Annotated in this window: 18 protein-coding genes and 2 pseudogenes; 9 read left to right on the forward strand and 11 right to left on the reverse strand. The window is 71.0% G+C overall.

The window, feature by feature from the left end:
* From ABT127_RS37765 to ABT127_RS37775, 3 genes are all read right to left on the reverse strand, one after another.
* Positions 1–518: alpha-amylase family glycosyl hydrolase (locus ABT127_RS37765; protein ID WP_351460610.1), on the reverse strand; the 518-nt coding region annotated here is incomplete at its 3' end.
* A 53-nt stretch (positions 519–571) separates the two neighbouring features.
* Positions 572–2545, reverse strand: a complete 1974-nt coding sequence (locus tag ABT127_RS37770) for an alpha-1,4-glucan--maltose-1-phosphate maltosyltransferase (protein ID WP_351460613.1) — start codon at positions 2543–2545, stop codon at positions 572–574.
* The gene (locus tag ABT127_RS37775) at positions 2542–2871 is read right to left on the reverse strand and encodes a DUF5133 domain-containing protein (protein WP_351460615.1); all 330 of its coding nucleotides are present in this window, start codon (positions 2869–2871) and stop codon (positions 2542–2544) included. The genes ABT127_RS37770 and ABT127_RS37775 overlap by 4 nt, the downstream gene beginning before the upstream one ends.
* 198 nt (positions 2872–3069) lie before the next feature.
* Between ABT127_RS37775 and ABT127_RS37780 the strand changes: the two genes are divergently transcribed.
* Positions 3070–3570, forward strand: a complete 501-nt coding sequence (locus ABT127_RS37780) for a pep a2 (RefSeq protein WP_351460617.1) — start codon at positions 3070–3072, stop codon at positions 3568–3570.
* Positions 3567–5693 (forward strand): glycogen debranching protein GlgX, encoded by a 2127-nt coding sequence (gene glgX / locus ABT127_RS37785; RefSeq protein ID WP_351460620.1) that lies wholly within the window; start codon positions 3567–3569, stop codon positions 5691–5693. The genes ABT127_RS37780 and glgX overlap by 4 nt, the downstream gene beginning before the upstream one ends.
* Before the next feature lie 18 nt (positions 5694–5711).
* Here the strand turns inward: glgX and ABT127_RS37790 are convergent, their stop codons facing one another.
* Positions 5712–6143, reverse strand: a complete 432-nt coding sequence (locus ABT127_RS37790) for a hypothetical protein (RefSeq protein WP_351460622.1) — start codon at positions 6141–6143, stop codon at positions 5712–5714.
* A gap of 48 nt (positions 6144–6191) precedes the next feature.
* Here ABT127_RS37790 and ABT127_RS37795 point away from each other — a divergent pair, with 48 nt between their 5' ends.
* On the forward strand, positions 6192–6872 hold the full coding sequence (locus ABT127_RS37795; protein ID WP_351460625.1) for a DUF6518 family protein: 681 nt from the start codon (positions 6192–6194) through the stop codon (positions 6870–6872).
* A 74-nt stretch (positions 6873–6946) separates the two neighbouring features.
* On the opposite strand, the gene ABT127_RS37800 is transcribed toward ABT127_RS37795, so the two are convergent.
* Positions 6947–7384 carry a DUF937 domain-containing protein gene (locus ABT127_RS37800; RefSeq protein WP_351460628.1) on the reverse strand — a complete coding sequence of 146 codons (438 nt, stop codon included), beginning with the start codon at positions 7382–7384 and terminating at the stop codon, positions 6947–6949.
* A 246-nt stretch (positions 7385–7630) separates the two neighbouring features.
* On the opposite strand from ABT127_RS37800, the gene ABT127_RS37805 reads away from it, so the two are divergent.
* Positions 7631–7954 (forward strand): STAS domain-containing protein, encoded by a 324-nt coding sequence (locus ABT127_RS37805; RefSeq protein WP_351460631.1) that lies wholly within the window; start codon positions 7631–7633, stop codon positions 7952–7954.
* A gap of 28 nt (positions 7955–7982) precedes the next feature.
* Here the strand turns inward: ABT127_RS37805 and ABT127_RS37810 are convergent, their stop codons facing one another.
* Complete coding sequence (locus ABT127_RS37810) at positions 7983–10283, reverse strand: MMPL family transporter (protein ID WP_351460633.1); 2301 nt, start codon at positions 10281–10283, stop codon at positions 7983–7985.
* Positions 10284–10637: 354 nt separating this feature from the next.
* Here ABT127_RS37810 and ABT127_RS37815 point away from each other — a divergent pair, with 354 nt between their 5' ends.
* The 3 genes from ABT127_RS37815 (at position 10638) to ABT127_RS39410 (ending at position 14021) form a co-directional block, all read left to right on the forward strand.
* Positions 10638–11990 carry a hemolysin family protein gene (locus tag ABT127_RS37815; RefSeq protein ID WP_502971848.1) on the forward strand — a complete coding sequence of 451 codons (1353 nt, stop codon included), beginning with the start codon at positions 10638–10640 and terminating at the stop codon, positions 11988–11990.
* Positions 11987–13006 (forward strand): hemolysin family protein, encoded by a 1020-nt coding sequence (locus tag ABT127_RS37820; RefSeq protein WP_351460639.1) that lies wholly within the window; start codon positions 11987–11989, stop codon positions 13004–13006. The genes ABT127_RS37815 and ABT127_RS37820 overlap by 4 nt, the downstream gene beginning before the upstream one ends.
* Before the next feature lie 142 nt (positions 13007–13148).
* Entirely contained in the window at positions 13149–14021 is an 873-nt protein-coding gene (locus ABT127_RS39410) for an ion transporter (RefSeq protein WP_502971847.1), read from the forward strand.
* Here the strand turns inward: ABT127_RS39410 and ABT127_RS37830 are convergent.
* The 3 genes and pseudogenes from ABT127_RS37830 to ABT127_RS37840 form a co-directional block, all read right to left on the reverse strand.
* Positions 13925–14836: pseudogene (locus tag ABT127_RS37830) on the reverse strand (extracellular catalytic domain type 1 short-chain-length polyhydroxyalkanoate depolymerase); the annotation flags it as partial. The gene ABT127_RS39410 and the pseudogene ABT127_RS37830 overlap by 97 nt on opposite strands.
* Positions 14837–14942: 106 nt before the next feature.
* Entirely contained in the window at positions 14943–16148 is a 1206-nt protein-coding gene (locus tag ABT127_RS37835) for a PucR family transcriptional regulator (protein WP_351460644.1), read from the reverse strand.
* A 63-nt stretch (positions 16149–16211) separates the two neighbouring features.
* The gene (locus ABT127_RS37840; RefSeq protein WP_351460646.1) at positions 16212–16949 is read right to left on the reverse strand and encodes an acetoacetate decarboxylase; all 738 of its coding nucleotides are present in this window, start codon (positions 16947–16949) and stop codon (positions 16212–16214) included.
* Between the two features lie 194 nt (positions 16950–17143).
* Between ABT127_RS37840 and ABT127_RS37845 the strand changes: the two genes are divergently transcribed.
* Positions 17144–18016: a 3-hydroxyacyl-CoA dehydrogenase family protein gene (locus ABT127_RS37845; RefSeq protein ID WP_351460648.1), complete on the forward strand. Its 873-nt coding sequence runs from the start codon at positions 17144–17146 to the stop codon at positions 18014–18016.
* Positions 18017–18106: 90 nt separating this feature from the next.
* On the forward strand, positions 18107–18715 hold the full coding sequence (locus tag ABT127_RS37850; RefSeq protein ID WP_351460651.1) for a TetR/AcrR family transcriptional regulator: 609 nt from the start codon (positions 18107–18109) through the stop codon (positions 18713–18715).
* Between the two features lie 307 nt (positions 18716–19022).
* Here the strand turns inward: ABT127_RS37850 and ABT127_RS37855 are convergent, their stop codons facing one another.
* Entirely contained in the window at positions 19023–19769 is a 747-nt protein-coding gene (locus tag ABT127_RS37855; protein WP_351460654.1) for a dienelactone hydrolase family protein, read from the reverse strand.
* A 202-nt stretch (positions 19770–19971) separates the two neighbouring features.
* A pseudogene (locus tag ABT127_RS37860) lies at positions 19972–20217 on the reverse strand (hypothetical protein); the annotation flags it as partial.
* Positions 20218–20305 lie beyond the last annotated feature (88 nt).

A 20305-nucleotide genomic window follows, 5' to 3' on the forward strand; every position in this document is an offset into this window, starting at 1 on the left:
TTGCGCACCGGATCGAAGGTCCAGTTCGACGCCTCGGTGTCGACGAAGATGATCCGCGCGTCCTGGTACTGCTTGTCGTCGTCCGCCCAGACGTAATAGTCGCCGTAGGGGCCCTCGGGGTCCGAACGCGACTGCTGGAACCACTCGTGCTGATCACTCGTGTGGTTCATCACGAAGTCGATGATCACGCGCATCCCGCGCTGATGCGCGGCATCCACGAACTCCACGAAGTCGGCCAGATCACCGAACTCGGGCAGAGCGGCGATGTAGTTGGCCACGTCGTAGCCGCCGTCGCGGAGGGGAGACTGGAAGAAGGGGGGCAGCCAGAGGCAGTCCACCCCCAGCCACTGGAGATAGTCCAGCTTCGCCGTGATGCCCTTGAGGTCGCCGACGCCGTCACCGTTGCTGTCGTAGAAGGAACGGACCAGGACCTCGTAGAAGACGGCACGCTTGAACCAGTCCGGGTCCCGGTTCGCGGCGTGCGGGTGTGCGGGCAGCATGAGGTCGTTCGTATCCATGAGGGTTCTCCCTCGCGTTGTTCATGCCGGTCCGGACGAGCGCTTTTCCTGACTCATCCGATGGTCAGAATGTGCGCGGGCGTGACGCCCGGCGTCAGACACACGTATGGGGTGGTGTTCCACGCGTAGGTGTGACCGGACAGCTCGTCGCGCACGCGGAAGGCGGCGTCCGGTGCGAGGCCCAGCGCCTCGTGGTCGAGGCGGAGGGTCGCCTCCTGGGTGTGGTGCGGGTCGAGGTTCACGACGACCAGAACCGTGTTCGAACCGCTGCGTTTGGAGTACACGAGGACCGCGTCCTTGTCGGCGTGGTGGAAGTGCACGTCCCGCAGCTGCCGAAGTGCCGGGCTGCGGCGCCGGATGTCGTTGAGCGCGGTCAGCAGCGGAGCGATCGTCCGTCCCTCACGCGCCGCGGACTCCCAGTCCCTCTGCCGTAGTTGGTACTTCTCGGAATGCAGATACTCCTCGCTGCCGGGGCGCAGCGGAGTGTTTTCGCACAGCTCGTATCCGCTGTAGACACCCCAGGCCGGGGACAGCGTCGCGGCGAGCACCGCACGCAGTTCGAACGCCGGACGGCCGCCGTGCTGGAGAAACTCATGGAGGATGTCCGGCGTGTTCGCAAAGAAGTTCGGCCGCATGCAGGCCGCCGATTCGCCCGCCAGTTCCGTCACGTAATCCACGAGTTCGCTTTTGGTGTTCCGCCAGGTGAAGTACGTGTACGACTGCTGGAAGCCGATCTCGGCGAGCGTCCGCATCATCGCCGGGCGGGTGAACGCCTCCGCCAGAAAGATGACATCGGGATCGCTGCGGTTGATGTCCGCGATGACCGCCTCCCAGAAGGCAACCGGCTTGGTGTGCGGATTGTCGACCCGGAAGATGCGCACCCCGTGCGCCATCCAGTGCCGCAGCACCCGGGTCGTCTCCGCGATCAGACCCGGCAGATCCGCGTCGAACGCGATCGGATAGATGTCCTCGTACTTCTTCGGCGGGTTCTCCGCGTACGCGATCGAGCCGTCGGGCCGGTGCCGGAACCACTCCGGATGCTTGAGCACCCACGGGTGATCCGGCGAGCACTGGAGCGCGAAGTCGAGGGCGACCTCCAGCCCCAGCTCCGCCGCACGCACCACGAACGCGTCGAAGTCGTCCAGGGTGCCGAGGTCCGGGTGGATCGCGTCGTGACCGCCCTCGGGCGAACCGATCGCCCAGGGCACTCCGACGTCGTGCGGTCCGGGCGACAGCGCGTTGTCCGGGCCCTTTCGGGCCGTCGTGCCGATGGGGTGGACGGGTGGCAGGTAGACGACATCGAAGCCCATCTCCGCGATGGCCGGCAGACGCTCCGCAGCCGTGGCGAAGGTCCCGCTCACGGGTGGTTTCCCGGGCTCGACGACCGCGCCCTCCGAGCGCGGGAAGAACTCGTACCAGGAGCCGTACAGCGCCCGCTCCCGCTCCACCAGCAGCGGGTAGGACCGGCTCTCCGTCAGACGTTCCTTGACGGGCGCGCTCTCCAGCGCCGCGCGCACGGCCGGAGACACCGCGGCCGCGAGCCGGTCCCGAGCAGTGCGGGCGCCGTCGCCGAGGGCGGCGATCGCCGACCGCAGCGCCTCCTCCGCCCCGGGATCCGACTGCCGTGCCAGCGCCCGCTCCAGGAGCTCCGCGCCGTGCTCGAGGGTGCTCTCGCAGTCCACGCCGGCGCCCACCTTGACCACGGCGTCACGCATCCACGTGGCCACGGGATCCAGCCATGCGCGCACGCAGTAGCTCCACCGTCCCGGCCGGCCCGCACCGACCTCGGCGCGCCACCGGTCCGTGCCCGGCGCGACCTCCGCCATCGGCCGGGTCAGCGCCTCCGCTCCGTCCGGGTCGCGCAGCACCACTTCCGCGCCGAGGACGCCGCCGCCTTCGACGAGCACCAGCGCGGTGACCGGGAAGGACTCGCCCACGACGGCCTTCGCCGGGCGCCGGCCGCCGTCCACGGCGGGCCGTACGTCCTCGATGGGCAGCGGGACAGGAACCGGGGCCGCTGTCGTCATCGCGGGTCACCTTCCCGTCCGTGCCCGTGCCGGCTCGATCGGTCGGCCGCCGCGGCGGCTTCCCTGCCGCACCGTTCACCCGTCGCCCGGCACAGAGCAGCGACGGCCCGCGCGAAGCGGTCCGACGTCCCGGCATCGGCCGGAGCCGCCAGGAAGCGGCGCTCCCACAAGCGATACCTCGTCAAGCACCGGTCGATCTCGCCGGTGGCACGCGATGACTCCATCGCCCATCGACCTCCGGTTTTCCGCGTCGTCGGGCCCGGTGGGCCCGTGACCCGCTCACAGAGAGAGAACGCGACGTCACCGTCCGGCGCTCCCTCACCCATAGTGCGGCGCACGTCGGCATCCGGCCTGTTGAACCGAGCGTGGCCCCGCCATCACGCTCCGGTTGCACGAATGGCGTAAGGGACACAGGCTGAGCAGTGACTCTCGAGCGACCTGCGTTCACCTTCCGTGCGCGCTGTGCGTGCGCACCGCTCCGCCGAACACGGCGGAACGTGAGCGCCGGTGAGGAGCGAAGAACCATGCACCAGGCAACGCCCCGCTACTACCACGTGACCGTGCGGCCGGCCCCCGAACGCGTGGACCAGGTCCAGCGCATCATGGCCGCGCACCTGCGCTACTGGGGGCTGGAGCGACTGACCCCCTCGACGACCCGAGGCCTCGGTCTGCTGATGGAGCTCGCGGTCCAGGGCAGCCCCGACGCCCGTATCGAGATCGAAGCGTGGTGGAACGGGCAGCAGCTGATCAACGCCGTCTCCTACGAGGCTCCGGCCGGCGGCCCGTCGCACGAGCTCCCGCTGCGCTGCTCGCAGATCGCCGAGATGAGCGACGGCTGGGGAAGCTGCACCACGCGCGCCCAGCACCTGGTCTGGTTCGCCCTGCGCAGCCGGACCGACGACCACGAGCCGCTCCTTCCGAAGCGGCCCTCCCCCACCACGCGCGAAGCACGTGGCATGCCGCGTGCCGTGCTCTCCCGCACCGGCACGGACGGTGTGCCCGCGGGCGCGGGCGCCGCCTCATGACCCGACGAACCGGCACGGCCGCTCCGGCCGTGGACCCGTCACACGTGCGGGTGGGTCGCCCCTACCCGCTCGGGGCGACCCACGACGGCCACGGCACGAACTTCGCGCTGTTCAGCGATGTGGCGAGCCAGGTGGACCTGGTCCTGCTCGACCCGGACGGCACCGAGCACACGGTGACGCTGCCCGAGGTCGACGGGTCCGTGTGGCACGGCTACCTGCCCGGCGTCGGCCCTCCCCAGCAGTACGGGTACCGGGTGCACGGTCCGTGGGAACCGGCCTCCGGACACCGCTGCGACCCCGAGGCGTTCCTGCTCGACCCCTACGCCAAGGCCGTCCACGACCGATCGGGCGGCCAGGAGGCGGGCGGTCAGGGCCTGTGCTCCGTCGTCGTCGACCCCGCCTTCGACTGGGGCGACGACACACCTCCGGGCCACGCCTTCTCGGACTCCGTCATCTACGAGACACATGTGCGGGGTCTGACGATGCGTCATCCGCAGGTGCCGGAGGAACTGCGGGGCACCTACGCGGGCCTGGCCGAGCCGGCCGTGCTCGACCATCTCACGTCCCTGAACGTGACCGCGGTCGAGCTGCTACCCGTGCACCAGTACGTCCAGGACGGCTTCCTGCGCGACCGCGGACTGTCCAACTACTGGGGCTACAACACGATCGGCTTCTTCGCGCCGCACCACGCCTACGCGGCGCACGGCACCCTCGGCGAACAGGTCGGAGAGTTCAAGAACATGGTCCGCGCCCTACACGGTGCGGGCCTGGAAGTGATCCTCGACGTGGTCTACAACCACACCGCGGAGGGGAACGAGAACGGCCCCACCCTGTCGTTCCGCGGCATCGACAACGCGTCCTACTACCGGCTCGCCGACGACGACTTCAGCCGCTACTACGACACCACGGGCACCGGCAACAGCCTGCTCATGCGGCACCCCAACGTCCTGCAACTCCTCATGGACTCGCTGCGGTACTGGGTCACCGAATGCCACGTGGACGGGTTCCGCTTCGATCTGGCGGCCACACTGGCCCGGCAGTTCCACGAGGTGGACCGCTTGTCGGCGTTCTTCGACCTCATCCAGCAGGACCCCGTCGTCGGCCGCGTGAAACTCATCGCCGAACCGTGGGACCTCGGCGACGGCGGCTACCAGGTGGGCAACTTCCCGCCCCAGTGGTCCGAGTGGAACGGCAAGTACCGCGACAGCGTCCGCGACGTGTGGCGGGCCCGCGAGGGCACCCTGGGCGAGTTCGCCGCACGGCTGACCGGGTCGGCAGACCTCTACCAGCACGACCGGCGCCGCCCCCGGGCCAGCGTCAACTTCCTCACCGCCCACGACGGTTTCACCCTGCGCGACCTCGTGTCCTTCAACGAGAAGCACAACGAGGACAACGGCGAGGACAACAACGACGGCGAGAGCGACAACCGGTCCTGGAACTGCGGAGCGGAGGGCCCCACCGACGACCCGGGCGTCCTCGACCTGCGGGCCCGCCAGCAACGCAACCTGCTGACCACGCTCCTTCTGTCGCAGGGCATCCCCATGCTCGGCCACGGGGACGAACTCGGCCGGACGCAGCGCGGCAACAACAACGCCTACTGCCAGGACAACGAGCTGACCTGGGTGGACTGGGACCTCGACGACGACCGCGCGGCCCTCCTGGAATTCACCCGCCGCATCGTCGCCCTGCGCGCCGCCCATCCCGTGCTGCGAAGGCGCCGGTTCTTCCGCGGGCCGGCCCCCGCGGACAGCGGGCAGGCCCTGCCGGACGTGGCCTGGCTGCGCCCCGACGCGCGGCCGATGACCGAGACGGACTGGCGGAACGACGACGCGCACGCGCTGACGGTCTACCTCAACGGCGACGCGATCGTCGCCCTGGACGGCGCGGGGAACCGCGTGGTCGACGACTCGTTCCTGCTGCTGTTCAACTTCTGCTGGGACCCGGTGGAGTTCCGCTTCCCGGACGCGGCCTACGGCATGGCGTGGACCACCCGGATCGACACCGCGGAGGCGGACGGCGCACCCGACGAGACGGAGCACAAGGCCGAAGAAGTCCTCCGGTTGGCCCCGCACTCCCTGCTGGTCCTCACACGCCCTTCCACTGCGACGGACGCCGTGGGCTGACAGCGCGGGAGACCTTCTTCACACCGGGGACGCCGCTGGGTCACGGTCGGTCCGGGACGGGCCCGCGACGGCCAGTTCGACCTCGTCGCCCTTGCGCTCGACGGCGCGGACCGTCCAGGACCGCCCGTCGAGAGGGGTGCCCGCGGCGGTGGTGTACGCCGCCACGACGAGCTCCGTCCCCGCCGGGCCTTCCGGGCGCAGCTCCGCGTCCGCGACCACGTCGTCGGCGAAGCGCAGGACCAGGTCGACCGCCCGGGGCGCCGCCACGAACGCCCCGGGGGCGGCCAGTCCGCGAATCCGGATCCGCGCGCCGCGGAACAGGTGCGTGTGACCGCAGACGGCCAGGAACGCCTGCGTGCCTACGGGTTCGGGAACCGAGTGATCCACGGACGACTCCAGGGGGTGCGGGAACAGGACCGGCCGCGTGAGCTGCGTCGCGGTCGACGTCATCGACCTCTCTATAAACCATGCGTATACATCGAATGTATAGTCGCGGCCATGACCTCCCCGTCCTCCACGACGTCCTCCCCGACCACACCGACGCTCCCCCTCGGTCACCCTGCTCCTCGGAATCACGCGGCCCTCACGCAGGTCCTGTGCGTCGCCGCCACCGGTCTCGCCCTCGGCGTCCTGACGAACCTGCTCCAGGGCCTGCTGCCCTGGCCCTGGAGCCAGTTGGCCAACTCCGGCGGCGTGTGGTCGGTGGTGGCTTTCGTCACCGGCGCGGTCCTCGCACCGCGCGTCCGCGGTGTCCGCCGCATCGCGACGGCCGGTGCGCTGGCCGAGATCGGGCTCGTCGTCGGCTACTACGGCTACGCGGAGCTGGGCCGTGGAGGCATGGGAAGCATCGTCTTCCCGCTGGTCTGGCTGGTGATGGCCTGTGTCGCCGGCCCGCTCTTCGGCACGGCCGGCGCCTGGTGGCGGCGCAGCCCCCGGCTGTGGCTGCGCGCGGGGTCCCTGGGCGCGGTCGGCGGCCTCTTCGGAAGCGAGTGCCTGCACTCCTGGCTGACGCTCGGATACGCGGGGCAGGCCCTCGCCTGCGCGGCGGTCGCCTGCGCGCTTCCGCTGGCGCTGTCCCGCACGTGGCGTGAGCGCGGCCTGAGTCTCGGCGTCGCGGTCCTCGCGTCGCCGGTGGCCTACGCGGCGGTCTACGGACTGCTGGACCGGATCTCGGCCTAGGGCCGGGAACCGGGCACCCGGACCCCTGGCATGGCCGGTCGGGCACGCGCCCGGCGCCGCCCGCGTCTCCGCGGCTACTTCTTGCGCGCGGCCCGCTTGCTCAGCACGGCCAGGATCACGGGGATGACCAGTTCGATCCCGCGGGCCACGTTCGCCGCGGGCAGGCCCGTCTTCTTCGCGATCACATTGGCCGCGGGACGGCTCATCCGCGACAGGAGTCCGGCCAGCAGCCCGCCGGAAGCCAGCCCGCCCAGGCCGCCGAACGCGGCCACACCCTGGAGCGGCGGCTGGGCCGCTTCGTCGATGGCCTGCTGCACCTCCTGGGCGCCCTCGGGCCCTTCCTCGGACCGTTCACGCAGGCCACCGGAGAGGGCCGCCACCGTGTTGCCCACGACGCCCTGGGCGCCGGCCGCATCCGTGCCGAGCACCTCCGCGAGCTGCTGGAGCCCGTCGTCGCCGAGCTCGTCGAGGACGTCCCGCTCCAGCGACTTCTCACCCGATTCTCCGTTCATGCCCCACACGCTAAGTCGGTCCGCGGGGATCGGCGACCGCACGCCGGCGGCATCGTCCTGGCCTCATCGGGGGTACCTGTGGGACGGTGGGCTGACAAGAGACCGAGTCGGTCCGGCCAAGCGCCGGCTCTTTGGGTACCGGGCGTTGCCCCCTCCACGGGCATTCGGACCCGCCTTAGCCGTCGGCCCCGCACGCGGGGACCGCATCGTCTTTGGGCTCAGCAACCCCCCGGAAGGGGGCGCCTCATGAACATCACCGTCGAACGTCACAGCAACAGCGCCACCCTCACCCCGCACGGCGACATCGACCTCGCGGGCATCGACGAACTGCACACCCTCATCGCCCAACTCCCCCCTGCGGTGACCGAGGTGGTGTGGGACCTGCGTGCCGTCCCCTTCATGGACATCACCGGGCTCCACCTGCTCGGCGCCCAGGCCGCGCCGGCCCACGTCAGCGTCACGAACCTGCCGCCGCAACCGCTGCGCCTGCTCCGGCTGGCCTGCGAACTGTTCCCGCAGATGGGTTGGGAGCGGCACCTGCCCGACTCCCCCGTCTCCCGGGCCGCCTGAGACCTGTTCGGCCGACGTCCTGTCCACGTCACCGGTCGACGTCACCGGTCGACGTCCCGTCTCCAGGTCGCTGATCGACCGGCGGGGTCGCGGGACCGCCTTCCGTGTCGATGTGCGGCAGGATCCGGTCGAGCCAGCGCGGCGTCCACCACGCGCGGGCGCCGAGCAGGGTCATCACGGCCGGCACGAGGAGCAGCCGGACGACGGTCGCGTCGATCAACACACTGACCGCCAGGCCGAGTCCGAGCATCTTGACCACGATGTTGTCACTCACGATGAACGCGGCGAAGACACTCACCATGATCAGGGCGGCACAGGTGATGACGCGCGCGGTGATCTCCAGCGCGTGGGCGACGCTGGCCCGCGCGTCGCCCGTCCGCAACCAGACCTCGTGGACCCGCGACAGCAGGAAGATCTCGTAGTCCATGCTCAGTCCGAAGATGATCGCGAACATCATCATCGGCACGTAGCTCTCGATGGGGACCTTCCCCGACACCCCGAGCGCGGGACCGCCCCAGCCCCACTGGAAGACGGCGACGACGACGCCGTACGAGGCGGCGATGGACAGCACGTTGAGGACCGCCGCCTTCAGCGCCACCAGCAGCCCGCGGAACACGGCGAGGATGATGAGGAAGGCGAGGGCGACCACCACGGCGATGATGAAGGGCAGCCGCTGCGACACGATGTCGCGGAAGTCGACCTGGGCAGCGGTGGTTCCGGTGACGTAGCCCTGGGCGGTGGTGCCGGACACGGCCTGCGGCAGCGTGTCGTCGACGAGCCGGTTCGTGAGGTCGGTGGTGGCCCGGCTCTGCGGGGACTCCTTGGAGAAGACGGTGCCCACGAGCACGTCGCCGTCCTTCGTCGGGGTCAGGGGTGTGACGACGGCCGCGCCCGCGACGCCGCCGACCTCCTTCTGTGCCTGCGCGGACAGGGCCGCGCGCTGGTCGGACGGGACGGACGTCTGGTCGATGACCACGGTCAGCGGGCCGTTGGAGCCGGGACCGAAGGAGTCCGCCATGATGTCGTACGCCCGCCGGTCGGTGAACGACGTCGGGTCGGCGCCGTCACCGATGTGCCCGAGCTGGATGGACAGCAGCGGGACGGCCAGCACGATCACCGTGACGAGTCCGCCGGTCAGGAACCACAGCGGCCGTCGCTCGACGCGCTGCGCGTAGCGGTGCCAGGTGCCGTGTGCGGGCGTCTCGGGTGAGGCGTCGGCCTCCGCCACGGCTCTGCCCACGCGGTAGCGGTCCACACGCCTGCCGATGAGGCCGAGCAGCGCGGGGACGAGGGTGAGCGCACCGACGACCGCGGAGACGACGGTCACGGCCGCCGCGAGACCGAGTTTGCTGATGAAGGAGACTCCGGAGACGGAGAGCCCGGCCAGGGCGATGATGACGGTGCAGCCGGAGATGAGGACGGCCCGCCCGCTGGTCGCGGTGGCGTGGCCCGCCGCGTGCACGGGGTCGGCGCCGTCGATGAGGTTCTGCCGGTGCCGGGTGATGAGGAACAGTGCGTAGTCGATGCCGACACCCAGGCCGATCATGGTGGCCAGCGTCGGTGACACCGTCGCGAAGGTGAAGGCCGCGGCCAGCAGGCCCAGGCAGGCCAGGCCCCCGATCACGCCGAGCAGCGCGGTGACGAGCGGGAGCCCGGCGGCCAGTACGCTGCCGAACCCGACGAGCAGGACGACGACGGCCACCGCGAAGCCGATGGCCTCGCTGGTGCGGTCGTCGGCCGGCGGCCTCGCGAGTTCACCGAGCGGGCCGCCGTACTCGACGTCGACCCCCGCGGCCCGCAGCGGCTGCACCGCGCTGTCCACGCCGGAGAGGTAGCCGTCGCCGAGCGTGGAGGGCTGCACGTCGAAGCGGACGGTGATGTAGGCGGTCTTCCCGTCGTTCGACAGAGGCCCGATGTTCGGCTGCCCGGACGTGGCGGGGGCCGGATCCGAGGTCGTCGGCAGCGGGTTCTGCGCCGACAGCACGTGCGGCAGTTTCTGCAGGTCTCCGACCGTCTGGCCCATCTGCGAGCTCACCGTCGACAGCGGCTCTCGCGTGTCCCGCAGCACGATCTGGCTGCTGTAGCCGCCGGCCGCCGGGTCGTGCTTCTGGAGGACGTCCACCCCCTGGGAGGACTGCACGCCCGGGAGGGAAAAGTCGTCCGAGTACGTTCCGCCGAAGGTCCGGTCGAGCACCTGGAGCGCTGCCAGGACGACCAGCCAGCCGACGATGACGATGACGGAGTGCCGGGCGCACCATTCGCCGAGGGCCCTCAGCCTGCCGAGCCGCCGGCTCGGTCCCCGCTCTGACGTGTCGTGGGTGGCGGGCATGTGCTGCTCCCGGGAGAGAGGCTCCCCTGTGCGTCCATGGAGCGCCGAGGCTCGGTGAACGCCGGCGCTCAAAGAACGCCTACGTTCATTAAACGCCGACCCGTTCGGAGCGTCCTGGCGAGCGCGTGCCGCCCCGCAGCCGACTGGCGCCCGGCACACCGCCGTCGGACAGTGATCGGGAACATCGGGGCCGTGCCGGCCGTTGTCGCCATGAAGGCAAAGAGAAAGTAAAGCGCGAAGGAGCTGCACGTTGTCCGCCAGATCGACGGACTCTGCGGGGACCGGTCCCCGACCATCCCGCCATGCTCGGCCCGGGTCGAGCGCGAGCACGGCACAGGGCGGGTGGTGTGCGTGCTGAGCGCCGTGCTCGGCCTGCTCGCGGTGCTCGTACTGACGGCGGGCACCGGCTATTTCGTCGCCCAGGAGTTCGCGTACGTCGCCGCCGACCGGCTCGCCCTGGCCCGTGAGGCGGAAGCGGGCGACCAGAAGGCCGCCAAGGCGCTGACCGTTCTGGAGCGGCTGTCGTTCATGCTGTCGGGCGCTCAGCTCGGCATCACGGTCACCGGCCTGATCGTCGGCTTCCTCGCCGAACCGTCGGTCTCGACGCTCCTGCGACCGGTGCTGTCCGGGACCGGTCTCCCGGACGCCGCCGTCACGACGATCGCGGTGGTCCTGGCGTTCGTCCTGGCCACCGTGGTCCAGATGGTGCTGGGCGAACTGGCCCCCAAGAATCTGGCACTGGCCGTCCCGGAACGCCTGGCCAAAGCCCTCGCGGGCTCCACCGTCGGCTATCTCAAGGTGGTCGGCCCGGTGGTCCGCCTCTTCGACGGCGCCGCGAACAGGCTGCTGCGCGGGGTCGGCATCGAACCGGTCGAGGAACTGCACCACGGCGCGACGCTGGAGGAGCTGAGCCATCTCATCGGCGAGTCCCACCAGCAGGGCGAACTGCCGCGCGAGGCCGCCGCGCTGCTCGACCACGCGCTCGAGTTCAACGAGCGGACCCTGCACGGGGTGATGGTGCCGCGCGCCGACGCCGTGTTCGTCCGCAAGGACGCCACGGCCTCCGACACGATCGAGCTGATCGCCGAGCACGGCCACTCCACCTACCCCGTGATGGGCGACCACCCCGACGACGTCACCGGCGTCCTGGGCGTCAGGGAGCTGACGGCCCTGCCGCAGTCCGCGTACACGACGCACACGGCCGCCGCCCTCGCGCGGCGCCCCCTCCTCCTGCCCGACACGCTCCGGCTCCCCGACGCCGTGGACCGGATGCGCGCGGCCGACGACGAGTTCGCGGTCGTGCTCGACGAGCACGGTGGCATCGCCGGGATCGTCACCTACGAGGACATCGCCGAGGAGCTGGTCGGTGACATCGCCGACGAGAGCGACCGGGAGACACAGCTCGCCGTCCCGGATCCGGACGGCGCGGGCTGGACGGTCGACGCCGGCCGCCGCATCGACGAGGTCGCCGAGGCCACCGGCATCGAACTGCCCGAGGACGAGGACTACGACACCGTGGCGGGGCTGATCGTGGACCGTCTGGGCCGCTTCCCGGCGATCGGCGACCGGCTCGTCCTCGGCCTGGCCGACGGCGACAGCGCGTTCATCGACGTGACCGGCCTCGACCGCCACGTCCCGGACCGGATCCACCTGACCCGCGCGCCGGCCTCCGGCATCGGCCCGTTCGCCGGGGAGGCGCACTCATGAGTTTCCCCCTGGCCCTGTTCATCACCGTTCTGCTCCTGATCGGCAGCGGCTTCTTCGTGGCCGCCGAGTTCGCCCTGGTCGCCGCGAAGCGTCACCGGATGGAGAAGGCGGCCGCGGCCGGGCAGCGCGGCGCCAAGGCCGCCCTCGCCGGAATGCGGGAGCTGTCGCTGATGCTGGCCGGCGCCCAGCTCGGCATCACCATCTGCACGCTGGGCCTCGGATCGATCTCCAAGCCCGCCGTCTCCCACGCGCTCGATCCGCTGCTGCACGGCTGGGGCCTGCCCAGCGGACTCAGCTACGGCGTCTCCTTCGCCGTCGCGATGGTCGTGGTCGTCTTCCTGCACATGGTCGTCGGCGAAATGGCCCCCAAGTCCTGGGCCATCGCGCACCCGGAGCGATCGGCGATGCTCCTCGCACCGCCGTTCCGCGCGCTGGTCAGGACGGTCCGCCCGCTGATCCGGTTCCTCAACCGGATCAGCAACGCGCTGGTACGCATGTGCCGGGTCACCCCGCGCGACGAACTCACCGAGGTGCACAACCGCGAGCAGCTCGCCCATCTCGTCGCCGAGTCGGAGCGGCTGGGCCTGATCAGCAAGGACGACTCGGAGCTCATCACCAGCTCGCTGGTCGAGCCGCTCACCCCGGTCGGCGAACTCCGGGTGCCGGCCGCGCGGATCACCTCCGTCCCGGCCGACGCGGACCTCGAAACCGTCCTCGCCACGGCCGCCGCCACCGACCGCAGCCGCCTCCTGGTCCGTGACGGATCCCTGGTCCTCGGCTCCGTCCACGCCCGCGACGCACTGATCGCACGGGCCCGCGGGCGGGCGACCACAGCCGGTGAACTGGCGCGCCCCGTACCCGAGTTGCTGGAGACCGACACCGTCGGTCACGCCATCGAGCAACTGCGCGCCCGCCGCGCCTCGCTGGCGGTCGTCTGCGACGACACGGGCCGGCTCACCGGACTCGTCGCCCTGGACGACCTCCTGGCACGCCTCACCCATCCGCAGGCCGCCTAGGAGGCGCCAGGGACACGAGGTCGTACGGGCGGTGGAGGCACCGTAAGATCCAATTCCTGTGAGCAGCAACCCGATCCACGATCCGCAGCACGATCCGATCCGCTGAGCCGGACCATCAACCGGACCCTCCCGACGCGCCGCCGTGGCCGCCCGCTGTCGCGCCGTCACGGAGGCGCGCTGGTTCGCCGTCACCGTCTTCGTGGTGATCCTCACCAACGCGGCCGTTCTCGGCGTCGAGACCTACAGCGGGGTCTCGGACCGGTTCGACGACGAGCTGAAGGTGGTCGAGCACGCCTTCCTGGCCGTCTTCACCGCCGAGATCGCGCTGCGGATCGCCGCTCATCTCGACCGGCCGCGCGGTTTCTGGCGCGACCGGTGGAACGTGTTCGACCTCGCCGTGGTGGTGTGCGCGTTCCTGCCCGTCGTCCGCGAGAACGCCACCGTGCTGCGACTGCTGCGCCTGGCCCGCGTGCTGCGCGCGGCCCGGTTCCTGCCCCAACTGCGCAACGTGCTGGTCGCGGTGGGGCGCAGCCTGCCCGGCACGGTCAGCTTCCTGCTGGTGGGCGGGCTGCTGCTGTACGTGTACGCGATGGTGGGCTGGGTCTTCTTCGCCGACGACAACCCCGAGCACTTCGGGTCGATCGGCCGCGCGATCCTCACCCTGTTCCTGCTGATGACACTGGACGGACTCGGCGACGCGGATGGAGGAGCCCCGGCCCGACGAACCTGCCGCGGCGACGGCCTCCGAGGAAGAGGTGCGCGCCCGGATCGCCACGGCGCGCAGGGCGCTCGACGACCTGGAGGCGAGCCTGGCCTCCTTCTCCGTGCCGCGGCAGTCCCTCACAAATGCCGACCGGCGAAGAAGTCCCACATGATGGAGGTCATGTCCGGGCCCAGCGGATCCGCGTACGGCCCGGTGCCGCCGCCGGGCCACTTGTGGGCAAGGCCCTCCACGTCGTACTTCACGATCAGCGGCTGCCCGCCGTCGCGGGCCGTGTACTCGGTGCGGGTGTAGGGACGTGACCCCGGGGCGTCGACGCGTCGAGTGGCGTCGGGCGTGTCGTCCACGTCTCCGTCGAGGAGGCCGTCCGGGGCCAGGTCGTCGACGGCGGCCCACTGCGAGGCGAGACGGTCGGCCATCCACGGCGGCACCGTCGTGTCGGCGCTCCCCTGCTCGATCAGCAGCGGGACCTGCCGGGCGCGCCGTCCCATCTCGGCATGGGCCAGCTTCGCCGTGTCCACCGGGCTGACGGCGTCCGGGTCGGGACCGACCTTGTCGAAGGCGTACTCGCCGCCGGCCAGTGAGGCCGCCGACGCGTACACGTCCGGGTAGGTCACCGCCATGATGACGGAGAGTCCGGCGCCCGAGGAGGCTCCGGCGACGTGCACCCGCGTGGCGTCGGCGTGGTACTTGCTCACCACGTCGCGTGTGACGCCCGCGATCAAGGAGGGTTCGCCGCTGTCGCGGTGCTGGTGCGCGGGCTGGACCGCGTTCCAGCAGCGGAGCAGGTTGCGCCAGGGATCCTGGGACGGATAGACGACGATGAACCCCTTGGCGTCGGCCACCTGGTTGAACCGGGTGAGGTCCTTCATCGAGCTGTCGGCGAAGCCGGTCATGCCGCAGCCGTGCAGCGCCACCACCACCGGCAGTTTCTCCCCGGCCCGGTACTGGGGCGGCAGGTGCACTTCGTAGTCCACCTTGCCCGCCAGGCTGACGAAGGTGCCCCGCTCGTCGTGTCCCGCGGCGGCGACCGCTCTGTCCGTCAGGAACGACAGCGCCATGCCCATCGTCGCGGCGACGACCAGCGCGCGCCGGAACCTCTCTCCCATCACAGACCTCCCGTGGATGTGATCAGATCTCGCACATCCTGGGTGACCTGCTCCGGAACCAGCCAGGGGCAGTCGCCCAACCGAGGCGAACGCTTCCTGTGCAGACTCACACCGCGCCCGCGCGACGCGGGACCCGTGCCGCCCGCAGGGCCAGTGCCCAGCCCAGGCGCGCCTCGCCGGACTCGATGGACCAGCCCGTGATCTCGGAGATCCGCTCCAACCGGTTCAGGATGGTGTTGCGGTGGCAGTAGAGGCGTTCAGCCGTACGCGGGGCCGAGCAGCCCGTGGCCAGCCAGGTGGCCAGCGTGTCCATCAGCAGCACGCCGTCCGCCCCGCACTCCGGGACGCCTCCCAGGTAGCGGGCGAGAATCCGGTCGGCCATCTCCGCGTCGTGGGTGAGCATCGCCTCGAACAGGCGCTCGTCGAGTTCCGCCACCTCGTTGCTGTGCGGGGACAACGTGCCGAGGGCACGCTCCGCGAGGCGCAGCGCGGTGTCCGCGTCGGCGAGGCTCTGGAACGGGGGTGACATGCCGACGGCCCCCAGGCGTGCGTCGCGCAGCACCGCTGCCGGCTTCGCGGAATCGAACGACGCCAGGCGTACGAGGCCCGTGCTGCGCGCGGCTCGCGTGCGCCAGAACGACCACAAGTCGGCCTCCTGCAGCACCGGTTCGGGGGCGGCGGGGTCGGCGGGGTTCTGGTCGATCACCACGACCACGTAGCAGTCGCTGACCGGGATGCCCAGCGCGGCGGAGGCCGCAGAAGCCACGGCGGGGTCGCTGCCCCGCCCTTCCAGGAGTGCTTCGAAGAAGGCGCCGCGACGGGACTCCCGGCGGTGCTGGAGTTCGAGTTGGGCGAGGCGGTACGCGTCCGACATCACCGTCGAGAACCGGTCGATGGTCTCCCAGAGGGCTCCGGCGACCTCGAGCGCGAGGTCCTGTTCGCCCGCCGGACGGCCCCTGAGCGGTTCCGTCATGGCCTGCCACAGGACGCGGCCCCCGCGCCGGTACGCCATCAGCACGTTGTCCAGCGGCATGCCCTGCCCGGCCCGCCGCCGCCCGGTCTCCGTCGCCGCGGCCGTGAAGTCGTCGGTGCCGGCACCGGCGGGCATCCGGCCGAAGTCCTTGATGACGAGGACGAGATTGTCGCGGCAGATCGATCGCAGGTCGGCGAGGGGGACCGGACGCCCGGCGGCATAGAGCGCACTGTGCGCGCAGATGTCGGACACCAGCCGCCCGGTGATGCCGTCGATGTCGTCCAGCAGGGACAACGCCAGATGACGGCGCAGCCGGGCCTCGTCCTGTGCCATCGCCATGCGCGCCCCTTCAGGTCCGGTCGGCGGGTGAGCGTCAGTATTGTCGCCCGCCGCGGAGATCTTCTACGCCGCGAGGTAGTCGTGCACGGGCTCCATCGGGGCCAGGGTCAGGTCCGTGAGGATGTGGCTGGCGGAGACGACCTCCAGGACCGGCAGGTCCGCGAGCGGCGCCATGACGTGGGCGGACAGCTGGAGGCGGGCCGGTCCCTGGTAGGCGGCCTTGACCGTGACGTCGGTGATGCGGGTACGGACGAGGCGGCAGGACTGGAGCTGCCAGTCGAGGCTCGGGACGATCTTGACGGCGTAGGTCGGGACCGTGATCTGCTCCCGGGCCAGCTCCCTGTCCAGGGGTTCCCACTTGTACGGCATCGTGGCGGTGGCCACCCGCTGGGTCCCGTAGTCCAGGGTGCCGACGAGGGCACCGTGGTCGGCGAACAGGGCCGGGGATCCGATCGTCTTCGGATAGGCGCTCAGCTCCCGGCCGGCCGCGGTGGCGCCGAAGTTGTCCAGGTGCATGGCGTGCAGGTATTCGCCGCGCTCGTCGCCGAGACGCACCGGGACGACCTGGCCGCACTCCAGGTAGGGGCCGTACCCCTCGACGTCGCCCATCTTCATGATCTCGAAGCGCACCAGGGGTTCGTCGATCTCGAGCGGTTCGGGGACGACGGCGCGCAGCGCCTCGGGGTCGGTCCGGTACAGGACGTTGAGGTACTCGCGGTCCGTGAAGCGGGTGGCGCGGGGCGGATAGACGGGGGTGGTCAGCGGGGTGGTGACGTGGCGGCGGACCTCTTCGGCGCGCATGGACGGTCTCCTGAGCAATTCGTCGTGCTGTCTGCGTCGGCATGGATACGTCGGCCTGGATGTGTCGGCACCACATGCGATACAGTCTGTATCGGATACATCGTGTATCCGATGGGTGGTTCTCCGCAAATCCGGGCCGACGCGGCCCCGCGGAACCGCCCCGCACCACTCGAAGAAGCTGGAAGAAGATCGTCATGCCGTTCACCCTCCCCTCCGACCCGATGTCCCGGCCGGTCACCGTCATCGGCGCCGGCACCCTCGGGCGCCGGATCGCCCTGATGTTCGCCACCCGTGGCGGTTCGGTCCGCGTGTACGACCCGGTGCCGGACGCCGGGCAGGCGGCGTGCGCGTACGTCGAGCAGCACGTGGCCGAGGTCGCCGCAGGCATCGAGGGCGGCACGCCCGGCACCGTGACCTCGACGACCGACCTGGCGGAGGCGCTGGCGGGCGCCTGGCTGGTCGTGGAGGCGGTCCCCGAGCGCCTGGACCTGAAGAAGCAGATCTTCGCCGACCTGGACAAGGCCGCGGACGCCGACGCGATCCTGGCGAGCAACTCGTCGTCGTACCCCACGAGCGCGTTCATCGACCACGTCACGCACCCCGAGCGCGTGCTCAACATGCACTTCTACATGCCGCCCGCACAGAGCGCCGTCGACCTGATGTCGAGCGGCCGCACCGACCGGGCCGTGCTCGACCTGCTCCTGCGCGAGCTGCCGCACTACGGCGTCTTCCCCTTCGAGGCACGCCGCGAGAGCACCGGCTTCATCTTCAACCGGGTCTGGGCGGCCATCAAGCGCGAGGCGCTATCCGTGGTCGCGGAGGGCGTCTCGACCCCGCAGGACGTCGACGCGATGTGGATGATCAACATGGGGGGCGTCGCCGGACCGTTCCGCACCATGGACCGGGTCGGCCTGGACGTCGTCCTGGACATCGAGAACCACTACGCGGCCGAGAACCCGAACCTGCCGAGCGGCCCCCGCGAACTGCTGCGCGGCTACGTGGACGCCGGGCACCTCGGCGTGAAGAGCGGGCGCGGCTTCTACGACGACTACGACGCCGCGAGCTGACCGTGGCAGGTTCCCGGGCGTGTCCGGCGGTCCCTTAGGCTGGCCACGCACCGCGTCCCGCCTGCGAAGTCTCCCCGAAAGAGCCCCGACGTGCCGAAGTCACCGACCAAACGCCGGCCTCTGACCCGTGCCGCCCTCTCGGAGAGCGCCTGGTCCCTCTTCCGCGAGAAGGGGTTCCACGCCACCACCATCAGCGACATCGTCGAACGGGCGGGGCTGACCCGGGGCGCCTTCTACTCCAACTACCGGGACAAGGAGGAGCTGTTCCTCGCCCTGTACGACGAGCACACCGACCGGCTGCTGGCCGGCCTGAAGGCCTCGGACGCCGAAGCGTCGTCGGACAGGGATCCGATCGCGCAGCTCGGTGAACGCATCGCGGGACGTACCGCCGAGGAACGCCGATGGTTCCTGGTCTCCATGGAGTTCACCCTGCACGCGGCCCGCACACCTGCCGTCGCCGAGCAACTGGCCGTCCACGAGGACCGTCTCGCCCGGGGGCTGACGGAGGTCCTCGCCGCGGCCCTCGACGGGGCCGGGGCCGAGCCGTCGCTCCCGGCGGACGAACTCGCGCGCCTGCTCATCGCCCTATTCGAAGGCGTCACCGCCCACCAGGTCATCCACGGCAACAGCAGCCTGACGGAGAACTTCACGCCTCTGCTGCTGCGCGCCCTGACGACACCGGCCGACTCCGGCTCCTGATCCGCAGAGGCCGTACGCCCCTCCTCGCGATCGTGCCCGTACGGTTGCCCGCACGACCTCCTCGCCCTCCCTGCTCGACGTCCCTCCGCGACGATCCGAGAGCGGCGGAACTCGCCTTGTGGCCCTTCGACTTCGAGACCGAGGGCGCGGGCCACGGTCCGATCACTCACGTGGAGCCGGTCCACCTCGCCCCGGGCGAGCCGCTGGAAGCGATCACCCAGGACGGCGGGGGCGGAACGTACTTCTTCTGCGGCGCCGGGGACGGTGAGGACCAGCCCGAGAGGCGGTCGCCGGGACGAGGCAGTCGCTAGGAAGCGCCGCCCTGCTTCAGATGGCGCTCGAAGAAGGCAGCCGCCGCGTCCCCCGCGTGCTGCGGGACGCCGGTGTGTCCGCCCATGTTGGCGTTCAGGGTCTTCTCCTTCGATCCGAAGGCGTCGAACAGGTCCAGGGCCGCCTGGCGGTCGTTCCCCTTGTCGTCCCACTGCAGCAGGACATGGAGGGGAACGGTGACGTGGCGGGCCTCTTCGTAGAGGGCGCGGGGGACGAAGCTGCCGGCGAAGAGGACGGCGGCCGCGATGCGCGGCTCGACCGCCGCCAGCCGCGTTCCGATGGAGATCACGCCCCCTGAGTAGCCGGCCGGACCCTCGATCTCGGGCAGTGCGAGGAGGGCGTCCAGGGTGGCCCGCCATTCCGGAACCGCCCGGTCGACCAGGGGCAGGACGAGCCGGTCCACGATGTCGTCGGTGACCGGCTCACCGGCCGCCAGGGCCCGGCGCAGGTCGGCGCGGGCCTCCTCGGTGACGGCCGACCGGGGCCGGTCGCCGCTCCCGGGGAGTTCGACGGTGGCCGAGGCGAAGCCCTGCGCCGCGGACTGCCGGGCCCGGGCCACGAGCCGGGGGTACATCGTGTCCAGTCCACCGGGGTGGCCGAGCAGGACGACCGGCGTGGGCGCCGGGGCGGAGGCGGGCGTCCACAGGATGCCGGGGATCTCTCCGAGGGTGAACGCGCGCTCGACGACGTCGTTCTCGAGGCGTCGTTCCGAGGTGAAGTGCATGGTCGTGCCTTTCGGGAGTGCTGCAAGAAGCGGCGCTCCCGGACGACCTATCGCCCGACCGTGGCTCCGGAGGAGAGCACCCAAGTGAATACGTTCACGGGTACCACCTCCTCGTTCTCTCGCACGGCCTCCCGAAAGCTAGCAGTGGTCGCGGCGGTAAGCCAATTCCCCGGGCACGGTCCGAGCGGTCGCCACGAGCCCCCTATCCGAATCCGATGGCGGCCTCGATGTGGTCGAGGTGGGCGGCCAGGATCTCTTCGAACGCGGCGGGGCGGTCCGCGCCGAGCGCGGCGACACGGAACAGCTCCATGCCCTGCCCGTACTCCTCGGCGGGCAGCCCCGACTCCCGCAGAGCTTGCGGCACTTCTTGGGGCTGCTGGCCGAAGGCGCCCCGGAGTTCCCAGCACCCCACGCGTCGTCGCCCCGAGCGGCGAGCCGCGACCCGCCGCCGACCACCCCGACCGCCGTCCTCGGCACCCCGCCCGCTCCGGCGGCTCCCGGGCGACCGGATACAGTGCGCGCGACGGCAGCCCGGT

This window comes from Streptomyces sp. NPDC001904, assembly GCF_040297005.1.
GTDB lineage: Bacteria > Actinomycetota > Actinomycetes > Streptomycetales > Streptomycetaceae > Streptomyces.

What these genes read in the sequence shown, in the direction of transcription:
- ABT127_RS37770 (WP_351460613.1), bottom strand. Translation starts at nt 2,545, where the DNA reads ATGACGACAGCGGCCCCGGTTCCTGTCCCGCTGCCCATCGAGGACGTA.
- ABT127_RS37775 (WP_351460615.1), bottom strand. Translation starts at nt 2,871, where the DNA reads ATGGGTGAGGGAGCGCCGGACGGTGACGTCGCGTTCTCTCTCTGTGAG.
- ABT127_RS37780 (WP_351460617.1), top strand. Translation starts at nt 3,070, where the DNA reads ATGCACCAGGCAACGCCCCGCTACTACCACGTGACCGTGCGGCCGGCC.
- glgX (WP_351460620.1), top strand. Translation starts at nt 3,567, where the DNA reads ATGACCCGACGAACCGGCACGGCCGCTCCGGCCGTGGACCCGTCACAC.
- ABT127_RS37790 (WP_351460622.1), bottom strand. Translation starts at nt 6,143, where the DNA reads ATGACGTCGACCGCGACGCAGCTCACGCGGCCGGTCCTGTTCCCGCAC.
- ABT127_RS37795 (WP_351460625.1), top strand. Translation starts at nt 6,192, where the DNA reads ATGACCTCCCCGTCCTCCACGACGTCCTCCCCGACCACACCGACGCTC.
- ABT127_RS37800 (WP_351460628.1), bottom strand. Translation starts at nt 7,384, where the DNA reads ATGAACGGAGAATCGGGTGAGAAGTCGCTGGAGCGGGACGTCCTCGAC.
- ABT127_RS37805 (WP_351460631.1), top strand. Translation starts at nt 7,631, where the DNA reads ATGAACATCACCGTCGAACGTCACAGCAACAGCGCCACCCTCACCCCG.
- ABT127_RS37810 (WP_351460633.1), bottom strand. Translation starts at nt 10,283, where the DNA reads ATGCCCGCCACCCACGACACGTCAGAGCGGGGACCGAGCCGGCGGCTC.
- ABT127_RS37820 (WP_351460639.1), top strand. Translation starts at nt 11,987, where the DNA reads ATGAGTTTCCCCCTGGCCCTGTTCATCACCGTTCTGCTCCTGATCGGC.
- ABT127_RS37835 (WP_351460644.1), bottom strand. Translation starts at nt 16,148, where the DNA reads ATGGCGATGGCACAGGACGAGGCCCGGCTGCGCCGTCATCTGGCGTTG.
- ABT127_RS37840 (WP_351460646.1), bottom strand. Translation starts at nt 16,949, where the DNA reads ATGCGCGCCGAAGAGGTCCGCCGCCACGTCACCACCCCGCTGACCACC.
- ABT127_RS37845 (WP_351460648.1), top strand. Translation starts at nt 17,144, where the DNA reads ATGCCGTTCACCCTCCCCTCCGACCCGATGTCCCGGCCGGTCACCGTC.
- ABT127_RS37855 (WP_351460654.1), bottom strand. Translation starts at nt 19,769, where the DNA reads ATGCACTTCACCTCGGAACGACGCCTCGAGAACGACGTCGTCGAGCGC.